The sequence below is a fragment of the Paracoccus onubensis genome (assembly GCF_003591515.1).
Classification (GTDB): domain Bacteria; phylum Pseudomonadota; class Alphaproteobacteria; order Rhodobacterales; family Rhodobacteraceae; genus Paracoccus; species Paracoccus onubensis.
Genome location: NZ_QZCG01000005.1, coordinates 69213 through 85519, shown reverse-complemented (window position 1 = coordinate 85519; position 16307 = coordinate 69213). Strand labels below are relative to the sequence as shown.

Below are 16307 nucleotides of genomic sequence, written 5' to 3'. Positions count from 1 at the left end.
GGATGACCGGGCAGGCAGCTCATTCATCGCGGTGCGGGGATCCCTTATATCCCCGTCCGTTGAGCCTCGATTCCGCAACGGCGTTCTTCTTCTTCACCCAAATATCCCGGGGGAGCCGCGCAGAGCGTGGCGGGGGCAGAGCCTCCGGTTCGAAAGACCTGCCGCTGGCAAGTTGCCACGCGCCGCGACTTTGGGATTTTGCATTGCAGCCATGACTTGACGTCGCGCCTGTGCGAGGGCATGGCCGGGATCATGACCAATCGTGACGATTCCCCCGCAAATGCTGAACAGCAGCCGCCCTATGCGGCCTCTGCCGCGACAGCATCCGCGCCGCCTCCGATGCCGCCGAAAACGGCCCCGGCCGTTGATCGCACCGGGCTTGCCATCCTGCTGATGTGCCTGACCTGTCTGATCTTTGCCGTGCAGGACGGGTTTTCGCGTGTGCTGGGGCAGCAATATCCGGCATTTCTGGTGGTGATGATCCGCTACTGGGTCTTTGCGGTTTTCGTCATCGCCATGGTCTCGCGTCAGCCCGGAGGGCTGAAACGCGCCATTCGCACCAAGCGCCCGGTGACGCAGATGATCCGCGGGGCGTTGCTGGGCATGGAAACCGTGCTGATGGTCGAGGCATTCGTACGGCTGGGACTGATCGAAACCCATGCCGTTTTCGCGGCCTGTCCGCTATTGATCGCGGCGCTGTCGGGCCCGATCCTGGGCGAAAAGGTCGGCTGGCGCAGATGGGCGGCGATCGGGGCCGGATTTCTGGGCATCCTTGTCATTCTGCAACCCGGTGGCGGGGTGATTTCGCTGGAATCACTGCTTCCCTTTGGCGCGGCATTGATGTTTGCGCTTTACGGATTGTTGACGCGGAAGGTCTCTCGCGATGATCCGTCGATGGTCAGTTTTTTCTGGTCGGGCGTGGCCGGGGCATTCTCGGTCACGTTATTCGGGATCTGGGAATGGCAGTGGCTCGCCCCGGGCGACTGGATCTGGATGGCGGCACTATGCCTGTTCGGGATGACGTCGCATTACCTGATGATCCGCGCCTACGAGCTTGCCGAAGCCTCGGCGCTGCAACCCTTTGCCTATACGCAGCTTGCCTGGGCCAGCATCATCGGGATCCTGGCCTTCGGCGATGTGCTCCGGCCCAATGTCGTGGTGGGCGCGGTGATCGTGGTGGCGGCGGGGCTGTTCACTCTGTGGCGTCAGCGCGTTCGGTCGGCTTGACCCAGCCTTCTGGCAGGCGCGGTCCGATGAACGGTTTTTCCGGCGGATGCGGCGACAATGCCAGTGTCAGCCGTAACGGGGGCGCAGGTATCAGCCCGCCGCCGGTCAGATCCCATGTCGGCACCAGTGGCGCGGGCTTGCCCATGATCCGGGCGCGATAGATCGGCATCGCCTCGGTCACGCGCATGACATAGTTGCGGGTTTCGTCGAAGGGAATCAGCTCCACCCACTCGACGGGATCGAAATCCTTTCGCAGATCCCCGAAAGCCGCCAGCCACTGAACCGGTCGGCCCGGCCCGGCGTTATAGCCCGACGCTGTGAGTGCGGTCGATGCCCCGAACCTGTCGCGCAATCCGCCAAGATAGGCTGCGCCCAGCCGGGCATTATAGGCGGGATCGGCGGACAGTCGGTCACGGCGATAAGGTTCGCCAAGCTTGCGGGCCATTTCCTCGGCGGTTCCGGGCATGAGCTGCATCAGGCCCTGAGCACCGACATGGCTGCTGGCGGTATGGTTGAACTCGGATTCCTGCCGGGCGATGGACAGGACAAGCTCGGGCGGCAGTTTCAGATCGGCGGATTCCAATCCGGTCAGCGGGAAATGCGCGGCGGGATAGATCACGCCCAGATTCGCCGCGCGTTTCGCAAGCCGCAATCCGTGCCACGGTGTCCTCGCTTCGATCATCAACCGCGACATGCGGGCGATATCCTCGGGCTGGGCGGTTTCCGACAGATGCAGGAAGAACCGCTGAGCCTGATCGGGCCGCCCGGTCGCCAGCAGCCAGAGACCGGCGCGAAAAATCCCGTTCTCGCGCAATGCGCTGCCACGCCAGTCGGGCAGGGTCTCGATCCCCTTGCCCGGAATGGCATATTCGGCGGGCATCTGCGCGCCGGTCTTTTCCGCCGAAAGCTGGCCGTAATAGACGCCGGGGAATTCCGCTCCGCTGGCATAGGCGGCGCGGGCGGCTGCGTCATCGCCCAGCGCTTCATGCGCCCGGCCCTGCCAGTAGAAGGCCCGCGCCTTGCTGATCGCGCTGCCGACCACGGTTTCGAGATGCTGGAAATGTCCCAATGCACGGTCCGGAGCCCCGGATTTCAATGCGGCGAAACCGGCCAGCCATTCCAGATCGGAATAATGCTCATTCTCGGGCGGCAGGAAATGCGGCGACGCCAGCCGTTCGGCAAGCCGCCAGTCGCCGTTGCGCATCGCCAGCCGCGAATAATCGACCCGCATCTGCGCCCAAAGCGCCGGGTCGCGAAGGGCTTCGGCGCTGGTCGATGCCCCGAGCATCAGTTCCTGCGCGCCCGCATGCTGCTTGGCCCCGACACGCCACAGGAAGCGATCCATGGTCAGGCCCGGATCGTTCCGCCGATTTTCCGGCAGAGCGAGAATCAGATCGTCGACGCCCGCGCGCCGTGCCTGCAAGGCAATCCGGGCGGCCGGTAATGCACGCTGCGCCTCGGGCAATTCGGGCAGAAGCTGCTCGGCCTGCTGCCATTCCTGCTTGTCCAGCATGCGCGTGACGCGGGTGAGGTGAAGCGGCTTCAATTCATCGCCGTAAGCAGTCATGAACGCGGTCACCGAAGCCTGATCAAGCGGTGTTTCAGTCCAGAAACGCGCCCGTTCGGCCTTGGCCTCATCACCGTCAAGCGCGGTCAGATAGGCAGTTTCGGCAACCAGCGTATCGGGCCGGCGATCCCCGAACCATTGCAGGATATCACCGGCGGGCAGGTCAGGGGTCAGCTTCTTGTCGCCATTCAGGCGAATTCGGTCAAGTCCCGGCCAATCGGGGTTCTTTCCGACGAAGGCAAGGTAATCCGCAAATTCGCCATGCCCCGCCTGCAAGACCTGCCAGCCCACCAGAGCCTCCGCCGTCGGACCCGAGATCGCGGCGGCATCGCGTGCCGTGACCCAGTCGCGAACCTCGGCCGCCGAAAGGGCAAGCGCCATCGCCCCGGCATCCTCGGCTTCCGAAGCCGAGACGGGCAGGACGATCAGAACGGCTGCCGCCAGCATGTCGCGCATATGTCGCATCACTTCCCTGTGTCACAGTCTTGCGAGGAAAGCGCAATTCACATCCTTGGCAAGACGTTCCGATGGGATTAGGTTCGCGCGACTTCATGGAATCTTAACAGGAGCGTGTCATGTTCAAAGGGTCGATGCCCGCCCTCGTCACGCCGTTCACAGCGGACGGCGAACTGGATCTGGACACGCTGAAGAAGCTGGTCGAATGGCATATCGAACAGGGCAGCAACGGGCTTGTGCCCGTCGGGACTACGGGCGAAAGCCCGACGCTGACGCATGACGAACACCGCATCGTCGTGGAAGAGGTCGTGAAGACCGCGGCGGGCCGGATTCCGGTGATCGCCGGGGCGGGGTCGAACTCGACGCGCGAGGGGATCGGGCTTGTCCGCCATGCCGCTGAAGTGGGGGCGGATGCCGCGCTTGTCGTGACGCCCTATTACAACAAGCCAAATCAGGCCGGACTGATCGCGCATTTCACCGCCCTGACCGAAGCGGTCGATCTGCCCATCATCATTTACAACATCCCGCCGCGTTCGGTCATCGACATGCTGCCTGAGACGATGGGAGAATTGGCGAAATTGCCCAATATCGTCGGTGTCAAGGACGCGACCGGCAAGCTGGAACGGGTCAGCCAGCAGCGGATCACCTGCGGGGCGGATTTCGTGCAACTGTCGGGCGAGGATGCGACGGCGCTTGGCTTCAACGCGCATGGCGGGGTGGGCTGTATCAGCGTGACCGCGAATGTCGCGCCGAAGCTTTGCGCCGAATTTCAGGCGGCGACGCTGCGCGGCGATTACAAAACCGCTCTGGAATATCAGGACCGGCTGATGCCGCTGCATATCGCGATCTTCATCGAGCCGGGGCTGGTCGGTGTGAAATACGCGATGTCACGCCTTGGCCTGTGCGATGAGCGGGTGCGCCTGCCGCTGGTGGCGCTTGAGGACTCCACGCGCCGCCGGATCGATGCCGCGTTGGAGCACGCCGGGTTGCTGTAAGGGCAGGCAGGGGGCGCTGCCCCCTTCGTCGCTGACGCTCCTTACCCCCGAGATATTTATGCAAAGAAGAAGGGGTCAGATGCGGGTAATCTTCATGGGAACTCCGGATTTTTCCGTGCCTGCGCTGCATGCGGTGGCGGCGGCGCATGAGGTCGTGGCGGTTTATTCGCAACCGCCACGACAGGCGGGCAGGGGGCAGAAGTTTCGGCCCTCGCCGGTTCATGCGGCAGCGAATGAACTGGGACTTGAGATGCGCGTGCCGCCCGGGCTGCGCGATGAGGGGGTGCAGGCGGAGTTTACGGCGCTGCGCGCCGATGTGGCGGTCGTGGTTGCCTATGGGTTGATCCTGCCGCAGGCGGTGCTGGACGCGCCGCGATTTGGCTGCCTGAATATCCACGCGTCACTGCTGCCCCGCTGGCGGGGTGCCGCGCCGATCCATCGCGCGGTGATTGCGGGCGATGCCGAGACCGGGGTGGCGATCATGCAGATGGAGGCAGGGCTGGATACCGGGCCGGTTCTGGCCGAGGCGCGGACAGGGATCGGGGCGGAAGAGACCACGGCGGATCTGCATGACCGGCTGTCGCAAATGGGGGCCGGGTTGATTGCCGAGGTTCTGGCCGGATTGCCGATGCCCGCATGGCCGCAACCGGAGGATGGCGTCACCTATGCCGCCAAGATTGACAAATCCGAGGCGCGGATCGATTGGAGCCGCTCTGCGGTCGAGGTCGATCGCCAGATCAGGGGGCTGTCGCCTTTCCCCGGTGCGTGGTGCGATATCAGTGGCGAGCGGGTGAAGCTGCTGCGCAGCAGATTGGCCGAGGGACAGGGCAGGCCCGGACAGGTGCTGCCAGGGTTCCTTGTGGCCTGCGGTACGGGCGCGGTCGAGATCCTGCAGGCGCAGCGGGCGGGGAAGAAGCCGATGAGCGCCGGGGAATTGCTGCGCGGCTGGACGCTGCCCGAGCGATTGGGATAGGGTCAGCCTGCCTCGCGGATCGCCTTGGCGATAAGTGCCGGAACTTCTGGGGCAAGGCCGATCGGGGGCAGGCGCGGGCCGGTGAAACCGGCCTTGTCCAACGCGTCGGGCAGATCGTTCAGCACGTGATCGGCCTGCAGTGCGAAAAGCGGCAGGCTGACGGCGCGGCCAAGGTCGTGGGCGGCATCGGCGATGAAGGGCTTCTGTTCGACGAAAGCGGTGACGACGCGGGCGAAACGGGGCGCGATTCCAGCCGCGAGCCTGTTGGTGATATCAAAGCTGGCCTGCGAGCGCCCCGATCCATGCGCGGTCAGCAGAAGCGTGGTTTCCTGCGATTGCCAGCCTTCCGCGGCGGCGGCCTGTCCTGCCTTGGTGACGATCAGGCCGGGCAGGGCGGGATCGGTGCCGAAAGGGCGCATGATCCGGGCATGAGGGGCGCCGGCTTCGGTGAGACGACGGGGGAGTTCGGTACCGGTGAACCAGCCCTCGGCCATGAACATCGGGTAGATGAGGCAGTCATCATCGCAAGTGGCGGCAAGCGCGCCGGGCATGGCAAGGGTTGCGCCCAGAACCGGGCAGCCGGGATCATGCCGCGAGACCTGCGCCGCCAGATCCTCGATGGCGCGTTGCTGCGGCTCCGGATCGCCGGGCTGGCCATGCGAGACGATGACGGCCCGGCGCATCAATCGCGGAAATAGGGCGCGAAGGCTTCGGGGATATCGAATTCCTTCAATGCTTTCGCGCGTGCATCGGCAGACATCTTGCGGGTGGTTTTCTCGATGATACGGGGCATCTTTTCGTCGGGCTGCTCGGCGGCGAAATCGCCCAGATACCAGCGGATGAAGGTGAAGCAGATGACATCTTCGAGCGCCTGCACCTCTTCATCGCGCTTGATCCCTTGTTTCATCAGCATCCTGCGCGTGCGGTCAATGTGATCCTGCGGATAACCCGCCCCGGCCATGATCCCGGCAAGCCGTTCGGCGTGGCGGCGGCCCTGTTCCTGACGCCATTGCAGATAGCCCGCCCGGTCCATCGGAAAATCGCGGCGCGGCAAAAGCCAGCGTTCGATATGCTGGCCCCGGCAGGCGATGCGCAGCGGATCGGAGGCGTCCGGAAACAGGCGCTGCTGTTCCGCCGTCATCCTTTGGCCGTAAAGAAGGGCGGCGGGCTGGCCGTCTTCCAGCGTGGGATCCTTGGCATTGGCGGCGTCGATGGCGATGAAGACTTGATCGAGCTGAGTAGTCATGGCTTGCCCCGGTTGGTTGCGGCCAGTTTCGCCCGTCCGGGCCACCCGCTGCAAGCCCTCTAATTCCCGGCGAATTCCCATGCGCCTTCCCCCAATGCCGGAGAAGCGTATTCCGTAACGATATCGCTGCGTGAAAAGCGGATCGGGCTGCGCAGGCCGGGAATGCCCTCTGGCGCGATCTGCAAGCCCCGCGCCTTGATCTGCGGGTCGGACAGCGCTTCCGAGATGTCATTGACCGGCCCGGCGGGAACGCCCGCTTCCTCCAGCAGGGAAATCAGTTCCTTGCGGGTATGCCGCCCGGTCGCCTGCGCAAGCAGCGGGACCAGCCTGTCACGATTGGCGACGCGGGCGGGATTGGTGGCGAAATCGGGATCATCGGGCAGATCGGGCAGGCCCAGCGCCCGGCAAAGCGCTGTGAATTGCCGGTCATTGCCGCAGGCGATGATCGCATGCCCGTCCGAAGCGGCGAAAAGCTGATACGGCACGATATTCGGATGCGCATTGCCTAAACGGTGCGGCACGGTCCCGCCCAACAGATAATTCGTCGCCTGATTGGCCAGAACCGCCACGCCGCAATCCAGCAGCGACAGGTCGATATGCTGTCCGCGCCCCGACCGCGCCCGCTCGGCCAAACCCGCCTGCACGGCGATGACACCGTAAAGCCCGGTGAAAATGTCGATCCATGCGACACCGACCTTTTGCGGCTCGCCTCCGGGGTCGCCGGTCAGATCCATGATGCCGCTCATCCCCTGTATGAGGAAATCATAGCCCGGTTGCGCGGCGCGGGGGCCGTCCTGCCCGAAGCCGGTGATCGAGGCATAGACGAGGCCCGGATTGCTGGCCGATAACGTGTCATAATCCAACCCGTAGCGGCGTAACCCGCCCAGCTTGAAATTCTCGATCACCACATCGGCACTGTCGATCAGGCGCTTCAGACGCGCAAGATCCCGTTCGTCGCGGAAATCGCAGGTGACCGAGCGTTTGCCCCGGTTGGCGGCGTGGAAATAGACTGCGACCTGTTCGGTCGTGCCATCGGCGCGGGGGCGGTCGATGAAGGGCGGACCCCAGCGGCGGGTATCGTCGCCCTCGGGCGATTCGACCTTGATGACCTCGGCCCCCAGATCGGCCAGTGTTTGGCCAATCCACGGCCCGGCAAGGATCCGGGCGAGTTCGACGACCTTCACCCCTTTCAGCGGCGCGTCAGGCATGGTCAGCCGAATGCCTGCAAACCGGTTTGCGCACGGCCAAGGATCAGGGCGTGGACGTCATGCGTGCCCTCATAGGTGTTCACAGTCTCAAGGTTCTGGGCGTGGCGCATCACATGATATTCGATCTGGATGCCATTGCCGCCATGCATGTCCCGCGCCATCCGGGCGATATCCAGCGCCTTGCCGCAATTGTTGCGCTTGACGATCGAGATCATCTCGGGCGCGAATTTGCCTTCGTCGAACAGCCGCCCGACACGCAGGCTGGCTTGCAGGCCAAGGGCGATTTCGGTCTGCATATCGGCCAGTTTCTTCTGGAAAAGCTGCGTCGCGGCCAGCGGGCGATTGAACTGATGCCGGTCCAGCCCGTATTGGCGGGCGCGGAACCAGCAGTCTTCGGCCGCACCCATCGCACCCCAGCTGATGCCGTAGCGCGCGCGGTTCAGACAGCCGAACGGCCCGCCCATGCCCTGAACATTCGGCAGCAGAGCATCCTCGCCGACTTCGACATTATCCATGACGATCTCACCGGTGATCGAGGCGCGCAAGCTGAGTTTGCCCTCGATCTTCGGTGCGGAAAGTCCCTTCATACCCTTTTCAAGGATGAATCCGCATACATGGCCGTCATGAGCTTCGGATTTCGCCCAGACGACGAACACATCGGCAATCGGCGCGTTCGAGATCCACATCTTCGCGCCCGTCAGCCGATAACCGCCATCGGTCTTGACCGCTCGCGTGCGCATTCCGGCAGGATCGGAACCCGCGTCGGGTTCGGTCAGGCCGAAACAGCCGATGAACTCACCGCTTGCCAGCTTCGGCAGGTATTTCCGCTTCTGTTCTTCGCTGCCATAGGCTTCGATGGGGAACATCACCAGCGACGACTGCACCGACGCCATGGAACGATAACCGGAATCGATCCGCTCGATCTCGCGGGCGACCAGACCATAGGCCACATAAGAGGCGCCGACGCCGCCATATTCCTCGGCCACGGTGACGCCCAGCATGCCGGCGGCGCCCATCTCGCGGAAGATTTCCGGGTCGGTATGTTCGTTCAGATAAGCGTCCTGCACTCGCGGGGTGAGGCTTTCTGCAGCGAAGGCGGCAGCGGAATCGCGGATCATCCGCTCTTCTTCGGTCAGTTGATCCTCAAGCAGAAACGGATCCGACCACGAGAAGGGCACGCCTTTATGCGATTTGGTGGACATGCGGTTAACTCCCTTTGGGCGGCCAATCGCCGCGCAAGATATTCTTGCAGTCGCTCATATCGCTTTGCAACCCGTGGTAAAATCGGATAATCCGCATTAGTTCATGTATGGGATGAATGAAGTTGCGGCAAAGACGTTTTCTTCCCAATCTCAGCCTGCTGATGGCCTTCGATGCGGTGATGCGCAACGGTTCGGTCACCGGGGCGGCGCAGGACCTGTCGCTGACGCAAAGCACGGTCAGCCGCCTGATCCAGTCGCTGGAACAGCAACTGGGCCAGCCGCTTTTCATCCGCCATCGCAAGCGGCTGATCCCGACCGAGGCCGCGCATCGCTATGTCCGCGACATTTCGCAGGCGCTTGACCTGATCCAGCGATCCAGCATGTCGCTGATCGCTAACCCCGAGGGCGGTACTCTGGACCTTGCCGTGCTGCCGACATTCGGCACCCGCTGGCTGGCCCCGAGGCTGCCCGATTTCCTGTCGGTCAATCCGGGCGTTTCGGTCAATCTGGCGACGCGCTTTACTGCCTTCAGCTTCGATGCCGAAAGGTTCGACGCGGTGATCTATTTCGGGCGGGATGACTGGCCGGGCGCGGTTCATGTCAAGCTGTTCAACGAGAGATACACCGCTTGCGCCGCGCCGGAATTCCTGCGGGCAAATCCGGTGGCGCGGGCCGAGGATCTGTATGATCTGGTGCTGCTGCAACTGGAAACCCGGCTGACCGCCTGGGCGGATTGGTTTCAGGGGCAGGGGGCAGGGGCGGTGCCGATCCGCAACGGAATGCTGATGGATCAGTTCTCGATGATGATACAGGCCGCGATTTCCGGGCTGGGAGTGGCGCTTCTGCCCGATTATCTGGCGCAGATCGAGATTGCCGGCGGTCGTCTTCAGCCGATCCTGCGCCCCGCCGTGCCCGGAACCGGGGCCTATTGGCTGGCATGTCCCGCCGCCCGTCAGGGGCTGAAACCGTTTCAGGTCTTCAGCAACTGGATCACCGCGCAGATCGCGCAGGAGTTCAGCCCCGCCATTCCCGCCGCAGAAAGATGAAACTGGCCACGGTCAGCCCGGCAGCCAAAGCGAACCATGTGATCGCATAGCCCAGATGCGCATTGCGGAATGTGACCACGGTCAGCCCGCCGATGGGCAAAGCGTCGCCGTTTTCGCGCGCAGCATCGATGAAATAAGGCGCGGCCTCATCAATCCCGCGAGAGGTGGAAAGGGCCACGACATCCCGCGAATACCAGCGATTGCCGGCGGGATCATTGCTGCGCAGAAACCCGCCGCCCGGCTGGTTCATCCGCAGCAGCCCGGCGATCCGCTGTTCGCCATCGGGTAAGGGCCGATCGGCGGGGGCGCTGCGATCCTGTGGAACAAAACCGCGATTGATCCAAAGGATCCAGCCGTCGGCTGTGCGCAGCGGAGACATCACCCAATAGCCGCCGCCATGTTCCGTAACGGCCATCGCCAACGCGTCCGATCCGGGCAGATATTCGCCTGTGACGGTGACCCGGGTATATTCATCGGCCTTTTGATCGAGAGCGGGCCAGACGGACGGGCCGGGGGCGTCGCTGACCGGCGCGGCCAGCCGCGCCTCGACCCTTTCAATCAGATCGGTTTTCCAGCCCAGCCGCTGCACCTGCCAGATACCAAGGCCGGTCAGCACCACCACAAGCCCGGCCACCAGCAGCCCGATCAGCAGCTTTCCCCGCCGTTTTCGCGATTTCGGGATGGTCACCCCCGCAGCCTTTCGGGCAGCAGATCGTGATCCATCTGTGGCATCATATTGGTGTTCAGGTGGAACATGACCCAAAGCGACCCGGCGATCATGATCACCACGATAATCACCGTGAACAGGGTGGACAGCAGCGTCCAGCCCTCTTCGGCGCGGCTGTTCATATGCAGGAAACAGACCATATGGACCAGCACCTGGATCACTGCGCATCCAATCACGACGCCGACCGTCAGGAACCGGTTTTCAAACCCGCCCGCCATGACAAGGCCAAAGGGGATCGCGGTCAGGACCACCGACAGCAGGAAGCCGGTCAGATAGCTGCGATAGCTGCCATGCCCGTGATCGGAGTGTTGCGAATGTGCCGACATCAGATCACCCCCAGCAGATAGACCAATGTGAAAACCCCGATCCAGATCATGTCGAGGAAATGCCAGAACAGGCTGAGGCATAACAACCGCCTTTGGTTGGCGGGGATCAGCCCGCGCTGCGCGACCTGCACCATCAGCACCACCAGCCACAGCGAACCGAACGTGACATGCAGCCCATGCGTGCCCACCAATGTGAAAAAGGCCGACAGAAAGGCCGAACGCTGCGGCCCCGCCCCTTCATGGATCATGTGATTGAATTCGTAGAGTTCGATCCCCAGAAAGCACAGCCCGAAGACCAGTGTTATCCCAAGCCAGCGAAGTGTCGCGGATTTGTGGCCCTGCGCCATGGACAGCATCGCGAACCCATAGGTGATCGATGACAGCAGCAGCATCGCCGTATTCACCGCGACCAGTTTCAGATCGAACAGATCCTGCGGTCCCGGCCCCGCGGCATAACTACCATGCAGCACCCCGAATGTCGCGAAAAGCACCGCGAACATCAGGCAATCGCTCATCAGATAGACCCAGAAGCCGATATTGGTCGAGGCGCCTTCCTCGTGATGATGCGGTTCGGTTTCCCAATAAGTTGTGCTCATTCCTCAGGCCCCCTGTGCCAGCAGGCGTGCGCGGTCATCCTCGGTCCGGCGGATATCGTCGACGGGGATGTGGTAATCGCGGTCGTAATTGAACGTATGGGCAATGGCCGCCACGACAAGCGCGGCAAAGGACAGTGCCGCCAGCCACCAGATATACCAGACAAGCGCCAGCCCGCAGATGGTGGACAGCGCCGCAAGGATCACCCCCGCGCCGGTTCCCTTCGGCATATGGATCGGCAGATAGGGGGCATCGGGGCGGGCGGCATTCTGCGCCTTCATCTCGGCCCAGGCATCCAACCCGTGGATCACCGGCGTGAAGGCGAAATTATAGGGGGCGGGCGGTGATGAGGTCGCCCATTCCAGGGAGCGCGCATCCCATGGATCGCCGGTCAGGTCGCGATTCTGGTCCCGGCGCATGATCGAGACACCGAATTGCACGAACATTGCGGCAATCCCAAGCGCGATCAGAACCGCGCCGAAGCCTGCGATGGCGAACCAGATCTGCAGCCCGGGATCATCGAAAACCCGCATCCGGCGCGTCACGCCCATCAGGCCAAGAATATAGAGCGGCATGAAAGCGACCCAGAAGCCGACGACCCAGAACCAGAACGAAACCTTGCCCCAGAAGACGTCCAGCTTGTAGCCGAAGGCCTTGGGCCACCAGAAATTGATCGCCGCAAAGATGCCGAACAGCACCCCGCCGATGATCACATTGTGGAAATGCGCCACCAGAAACAGCGAGTTATGCAGGACGAAATCCGCCGGCGGGACCGCCAGAAGCACGCCGGTCATTCCCCCCACCACAAAGGTCAGCATGAAGGCAATTGTCCACATCATCGGCAATTCGAAACGCAACCGGCCCTGATACATGGTGAACAGCCAGTTGAAGATCTTCGCTCCTGTCGGGATCGAGATGATCATTGTCGTGATCCCGAAGAACGAGTTCACCGAGGCGCCCGACCCCATGGTAAAGAAATGGTGCAGCCAGACGAGATAGCTGAGAACGGTGATGCAGATCGTCGCATAGACCATCGAGGTATAGCCGAACAGCTTCTTGCCCGAGAAGGTCGAGGTGACTTCCGAATACACGCCGAACAGCGGCAGGATCAGGATATAAACCTCGGGGTGGCCCCAGATCCAGATGAGGTTGATATACATCATCGGATTGCCGCCAAGATCGTTGGTGAAGAAATTCGTTCCCAGATAGCGGTCCAGCGTCAGCAGCACGAGCGTTGCGGTCAGGACCGGGAAAGAGGCGACGATCAGGATATTGGTGCAGAAGGATGTCCAGGTGAAGACCGGCATCCGCATCATGGTCATGCCCGGCGCGCGCATCTTGAGGATCGTCACCAGAAGGTTGATCCCCGACAGCGTCGTGCCCACGCCTGCGACCTGAAGCCCCCAGATATAGTAATCCACACCGACCCACGGACTATAGGACAACCCGGATAGCGGCGGAAAGGCCAGCCAGCCGGTTTGTGCGAATTCGCCCAGGAACAGCGATGCCATCACGATCACCGCGCCGCCCGTCGTCATCCAGAACGAGAAATTGTTCAGGAAAGGGAAGGAAACGTCGCGCGCGCCGATCTGCAGCGGTACGATATAGTTCATCAGGCCGGTGACGAAAGGCATCGCCACGAAGAAGATCATGATCACGCCATGCGCGGTGAAGATCTGGTCATAGTGATGCGCGTTCAGATAGCCTTCCGAGCCGTTGAACGCCATGACCTGCTGCAGCCGCATCATGATCGCATCGGCGAAACCGCGCACGAACATCACCAGGCCCAGCACCATATACATGATCCCGATCTTCTTGTGATCGACCGAGGTGAACCATTCGCGCCACAGCCATCCCCATAACCGGTAACGGGTCAGCAGGGCCAGCATCGCAAGCCCGCCAAGCAGGACGACTGCGAAGGTCGCCAATACGATGGGCTCCCGGGGGATGGCGTCCCAGTTCAGGCGGCCAAGCAGGAAAGTGGTCTCGACATTGTCGGGGATGGCCATTGCTGGGCTCCGTTCAAAGTTTGGGTTCCGGCAAGGCGGAACGGCTGGCGTCGCGAATCGCCGGAGAGCTCATCCGCCCGAATACTCCGGTAGGTACCGGCAGGGCATGTCCATGCATCCGTTCGGGATTGCTGCGCCGTTCCGGTTTCTCGTCGGTATCGGTCAGCATCAGGGCAATATCGCCGGGGGTGCAGATCGAGGACACCGCGAAGGGCGTCACGCCCAGAACCGGTTCCGTGTTGCCGCGCCGGGCATGTTTGTCATGCGTCAACGACTGGATATTGATACTGCCTTCAAGACCCAGCCCGCCCTTGTCGTCGATGGCCATCATCTCGGCCATGCACATCTTGCCCGGCTCGACGCACAGATTGACCGCGCGGTTGAACAGCTCGGGGTCGACCGAGGCATAGGTGCGCGGCGATTCGTTCTGGCTGGGCACCTCCAGCTTCAGATATTCCTCGCGCGTCAGGTCGCCGCCTTTCGCCCGGGCGTCGGCCACCCAGTCCTGAAAGCCGGCCTCGTCCACGGCATGCGCCTTGAACCGCATTCCGGAAAAGCCCCAGCCAGAGTAATGCGAGGCAAGCCCCTGATAACTTCCGGGATTGTTGAAGACCCCGTGCAGTTTCGTCTCCATCCCCGGCATGGCGTAGATCATGCCTGCCATTGCCGGGATATAGAACGCATTCATCACCGATGAGGATGTCAGCCTGAACTCGACTTCCCGGTTCGCGGGAATGGCGAGTTCGTTGATCGCGGCGACACCCTGTTCGGGATAGATGAACAGCCATTTCCAGTCCAGCGCCACGACCTGAACCTCAAGCGGTTGATGATCCGGGGGAATTTCCGCGGTTTTGCTGATCCGGTCCAGGGGGCGATAGGGGTCCAGAAGATGCGTTCCGACCCATGTCAATGCGCCCAGGCAGATGATGATCATCAGCGGCGCGGCCCAGATGACCAGTTCGATTTTCGTCGAATGGGCCCATTCGGGCTGATAGGTCGCCTTGCGGTCCGCGCGGTATTTCCATGCGAAGAATACGACCAGCGCCATGACCGGAATGATGATGATCAGCATCAGGCCGGTCGCGGCCAGAAGCAGATCCTTCTGGCGTTCCGCGATATCGCCCGCAGGGGACAGAACAACTGCCTCACATCCCGACAATGCCGCGATTACCGGCACCGGAATTGCATATCGGAAAACTTTCATCGAAGTGGTCATGGCCGCCGAATCCCGTAACGACGCGTGCAGTATGCGTCACGAAGCTGTTCTAGATCCTACCGCATGAGACCGGCATCGGACAATTTGACACATACAATTTTAACAGTTTTCCGGCTTGAAATGAGGCCATGAGCGGGATCACCATAGGCTATGGGCGACCCATGCGCATGGGTTTTGGCCGGAACGAAGGAGTCCGCAGGATATGAATGACGCATCTACGGCAAAGTCTGCGCGCCCCGGCCCGGACAGCGGGCATGCGGTGTCCCCGTCCGATATCGCCGTGGGGGTGATCATCGGACGCACATCGGAATTCTTCGATTTCTTCGTCTTCGCGATCGCTTCGGTGATCGTTTTTCCGATGCGTTATTTCCCGTTCGAAGAACCCGTGAGGGCGACCCTGTGGTCCTTCACGATCTTTGCGCTTGCCTTTCTGGCGCGGCCGATCGGAACGGCGGTTTTCACCGCGATCGACCGCGCCTACGGCAAGGGAGTCAAACTGACGATCGCATTGCTTTTGTTGGGAACTTCGACCGTCGCCATGGGGCTGATACCGTCATATGAGAATATCGGCGCGGCCTCGATCGTGGTGCTTTGCATCCTGCGAATCGGGCAGGGGATGGCGCTTGGCGGCGCCTGGGACGGGCTGCCCTCGCTATTGGCGGTCACGGCGCCGGAAGGGAAACGGGGTTTCTATGCCATGGTGCCGCAGCTTGGCGCACCGCTGGGCCTGATCGTGGCAAGCCTGCTTTTCGCCTATCTCGTTTCGCAGCTGTCGCAGGAGGATTTTCTTGACTGGGGCTGGCGCTACCCGTTCTTTGTCGCGTTCGCGATCAATGTCGTCGCCCTGTTCGCGCGGCTGCGAATCGTGGTGACTCCGGAATATGACCAGATGTTCCATGCTCGCGAGCTTGAGCCTTCCCGGATGCGGGAGGCTATTGCCCGTGACGGCAAGACCATCCTTGTCGGTGCTTTCGTGCCATTGGCGACATTCGCACTGTTCCACATGGTCACGGTCTTTCCGCTGTCATGGGTATATCTTTACACCGATGAAAGCCTGTCCCGCTTTCTGCTGATCGAATCATTCGCCGCAGTCTTCGGGATCGTCTCGATCGTCTTTTCGGGTTTTCTGGCCGATCGGATGGGGCACCGGAAATTCCTGTTTCAGGGTGCGGTCTATATCGCCGGTTACGCCATCCTCGCGCCATTGCTTCTGGCCGGGCAGGGATTGGGCGAGGCGATCTACATGATCATGGGCTTCATCATCCTGGGGCTGAATTTCGGACAATCCTCGGGTGCGGTTGCCTCGCTGTTCGAACGCCATCACCGGTATACCGGCTCGGCCATCGTGTCGGATCTGGCATGGATGTTCGGCGCGGGCTTCGCGCCGCTTGCCGCTCTTGCCCTGTCGGCATGGGGCGGTCTGCCCGCCTCGGGCCTGTATCTGCTGTCGGGCGCGGTCTGCACCTTTCTGGCGCTGTGGCTGGCGACCCGGCTGGAATTCGGAAAATCGTGACG

Annotated in this window: 15 protein-coding genes; 5 read left to right on the top strand and 10 right to left on the bottom strand. The window is 62.2% G+C overall.

All coding sequences use genetic code 11. The annotated features are described in order from the left end of the window. The first annotated feature begins 252 nt into the window (after positions 1-252). Positions 253-1227, top strand: a complete 975-nt coding sequence (locus D3P04_RS08445) for a DMT family transporter (protein ID WP_269902623.1) — start codon at positions 253-255, stop codon at positions 1225-1227. Here D3P04_RS08445 and D3P04_RS23860 read toward each other — a convergent pair. Continuing rightward, positions 1193-3259: a lytic transglycosylase domain-containing protein gene (locus D3P04_RS23860; protein WP_119747826.1), complete on the bottom strand. Its 2067-nt coding sequence runs from the start codon at positions 3257-3259 to the stop codon at positions 1193-1195. The genes D3P04_RS08445 and D3P04_RS23860 overlap by 35 nt on opposite strands. Before the next feature lie 110 nt (positions 3260-3369). Here D3P04_RS23860 and dapA point away from each other — a divergent pair, with 110 nt between their 5' ends. After that, the gene (gene dapA / locus D3P04_RS08435) at positions 3370-4245 is read left to right on the top strand and encodes a 4-hydroxy-tetrahydrodipicolinate synthase (RefSeq protein WP_119747824.1); all 876 of its coding nucleotides are present in this window, start codon (positions 3370-3372) and stop codon (positions 4243-4245) included. Between the two features lie 79 nt (positions 4246-4324). Beyond that, positions 4325-5218, top strand: a complete 894-nt coding sequence (fmt, locus tag D3P04_RS08430) for a methionyl-tRNA formyltransferase (RefSeq protein ID WP_119747822.1) — start codon at positions 4325-4327, stop codon at positions 5216-5218. Between the two features lie 2 nt (positions 5219-5220). On the opposite strand, the gene D3P04_RS08425 is transcribed toward fmt, so the two are convergent. From D3P04_RS08425 to D3P04_RS08410, 4 genes are read right to left on the bottom strand one after another with little or no spacing between them, the layout of a single operon-like run. Then, a complete protein-coding gene (locus tag D3P04_RS08425; RefSeq protein WP_119747820.1) occupies positions 5221-5901 on the bottom strand; it encodes a cobalamin biosynthesis protein CbiX in 681 nt (226 codons plus the stop codon). Continuing rightward, positions 5901-6464, bottom strand: coding sequence for a DUF4202 domain-containing protein (locus tag D3P04_RS08420; protein WP_119748190.1), 564 nt, complete (start codon positions 6462-6464; stop codon positions 5901-5903). The genes D3P04_RS08425 and D3P04_RS08420 overlap by 1 nt, the downstream gene beginning before the upstream one ends. 59 nt (positions 6465-6523) lie before the next feature. After that, complete coding sequence (locus tag D3P04_RS08415; protein ID WP_119747818.1) at positions 6524-7672, bottom strand: CaiB/BaiF CoA transferase family protein; 1149 nt, start codon at positions 7670-7672, stop codon at positions 6524-6526. A gap of 2 nt (positions 7673-7674) precedes the next feature. Next, positions 7675-8874, bottom strand: coding sequence for an acyl-CoA dehydrogenase (locus tag D3P04_RS08410; RefSeq protein ID WP_119747816.1), 1200 nt, complete (start codon positions 8872-8874; stop codon positions 7675-7677). 116 nt (positions 8875-8990) lie between these two features. On the opposite strand from D3P04_RS08410, the gene D3P04_RS08405 reads away from it, so the two are divergent. Further along, the gene (locus tag D3P04_RS08405) at positions 8991-9920 is read left to right on the top strand and encodes a LysR family transcriptional regulator (RefSeq protein WP_119747814.1); all 930 of its coding nucleotides are present in this window, start codon (positions 8991-8993) and stop codon (positions 9918-9920) included. Here D3P04_RS08405 and D3P04_RS08400 read toward each other — a convergent pair. Genes D3P04_RS08400 through cyoA form a run of 5 tightly spaced genes read right to left on the bottom strand, consistent with a single transcriptional unit; the run spans position 9889 to position 14780 of the window. Next, positions 9889-10608 (bottom strand): SURF1 family protein, encoded by a 720-nt coding sequence (locus D3P04_RS08400; protein WP_232844932.1) that lies wholly within the window; start codon positions 10606-10608, stop codon positions 9889-9891. The genes D3P04_RS08405 and D3P04_RS08400 overlap by 32 nt on opposite strands. Further along, positions 10605-10973, bottom strand: coding sequence for a cytochrome o ubiquinol oxidase subunit IV (gene cyoD / locus D3P04_RS08395; protein ID WP_119747812.1), 369 nt, complete (start codon positions 10971-10973; stop codon positions 10605-10607). Before cyoD ends, D3P04_RS08400 begins: the two co-directional genes overlap by 4 nt. Next, positions 10973-11569: a cytochrome o ubiquinol oxidase subunit III gene (cyoC, locus tag D3P04_RS08390; protein ID WP_119747810.1), complete on the bottom strand. Its 597-nt coding sequence runs from the start codon at positions 11567-11569 to the stop codon at positions 10973-10975. Before cyoC ends, cyoD begins: the two co-directional genes overlap by 1 nt. 3 nt (positions 11570-11572) lie before the next feature. Beyond that, on the bottom strand, positions 11573-13576 hold the full coding sequence (gene cyoB, locus D3P04_RS08385; RefSeq protein WP_119747808.1) for a cytochrome o ubiquinol oxidase subunit I: 2004 nt from the start codon (positions 13574-13576) through the stop codon (positions 11573-11575). Between the two features lie 13 nt (positions 13577-13589). Then, entirely contained in the window at positions 13590-14780 is a 1191-nt protein-coding gene (gene cyoA, locus D3P04_RS08380) for a ubiquinol oxidase subunit II (protein WP_119748186.1), read from the bottom strand. A 214-nt stretch (positions 14781-14994) separates the two neighbouring features. Here cyoA and D3P04_RS08375 point away from each other — a divergent pair, with 214 nt between their 5' ends. Then, entirely contained in the window at positions 14995-16305 is a 1311-nt protein-coding gene (locus tag D3P04_RS08375; protein ID WP_119747806.1) for an MFS transporter, read from the top strand. Positions 16306-16307 lie beyond the last annotated feature (2 nt).

Excerpts from the sequence above, each read along its gene's own strand:
- D3P04_RS08425 (WP_119747820.1), bottom strand. The coding sequence starts at position 5,901 with ATGCGCCGGGCCGTCATCGTCTCGCATGGCCAGCCCGGCGATCCGGAG.
- cyoD (WP_119747812.1), bottom strand. The coding sequence starts at position 10,973 with ATGTCGGCACATTCGCAACACTCCGATCACGGGCATGGCAGCTATCGC.
- D3P04_RS08375 (WP_119747806.1), top strand. The coding sequence starts at position 14,995 with ATGAATGACGCATCTACGGCAAAGTCTGCGCGCCCCGGCCCGGACAGC.
- D3P04_RS08415 (WP_119747818.1), bottom strand. The coding sequence starts at position 7,672 with ATGCCTGACGCGCCGCTGAAAGGGGTGAAGGTCGTCGAACTCGCCCGG.
- D3P04_RS08420 (WP_119748190.1), bottom strand. The coding sequence starts at position 6,464 with ATGACTACTCAGCTCGATCAAGTCTTCATCGCCATCGACGCCGCCAAT.
- cyoC (WP_119747810.1), bottom strand. The coding sequence starts at position 11,569 with ATGAGCACAACTTATTGGGAAACCGAACCGCATCATCACGAGGAAGGC.
- D3P04_RS08405 (WP_119747814.1), top strand. The coding sequence starts at position 8,991 with ATGAAGTTGCGGCAAAGACGTTTTCTTCCCAATCTCAGCCTGCTGATG.
- fmt (WP_119747822.1), top strand. The coding sequence starts at position 4,325 with ATGCGGGTAATCTTCATGGGAACTCCGGATTTTTCCGTGCCTGCGCTG.
- D3P04_RS08410 (WP_119747816.1), bottom strand. The coding sequence starts at position 8,874 with ATGTCCACCAAATCGCATAAAGGCGTGCCCTTCTCGTGGTCGGATCCG.
- dapA (WP_119747824.1), top strand. The coding sequence starts at position 3,370 with ATGTTCAAAGGGTCGATGCCCGCCCTCGTCACGCCGTTCACAGCGGAC.
- D3P04_RS08445 (WP_269902623.1), top strand. The coding sequence starts at position 253 with ATGACCAATCGTGACGATTCCCCCGCAAATGCTGAACAGCAGCCGCCC.
- cyoB (WP_119747808.1), bottom strand. The coding sequence starts at position 13,576 with ATGGCCATCCCCGACAATGTCGAGACCACTTTCCTGCTTGGCCGCCTG.
- D3P04_RS23860 (WP_119747826.1), bottom strand. The coding sequence starts at position 3,259 with ATGCGACATATGCGCGACATGCTGGCGGCAGCCGTTCTGATCGTCCTG.
- cyoA (WP_119748186.1), bottom strand. The coding sequence starts at position 14,780 with ATGAAAGTTTTCCGATATGCAATTCCGGTGCCGGTAATCGCGGCATTG.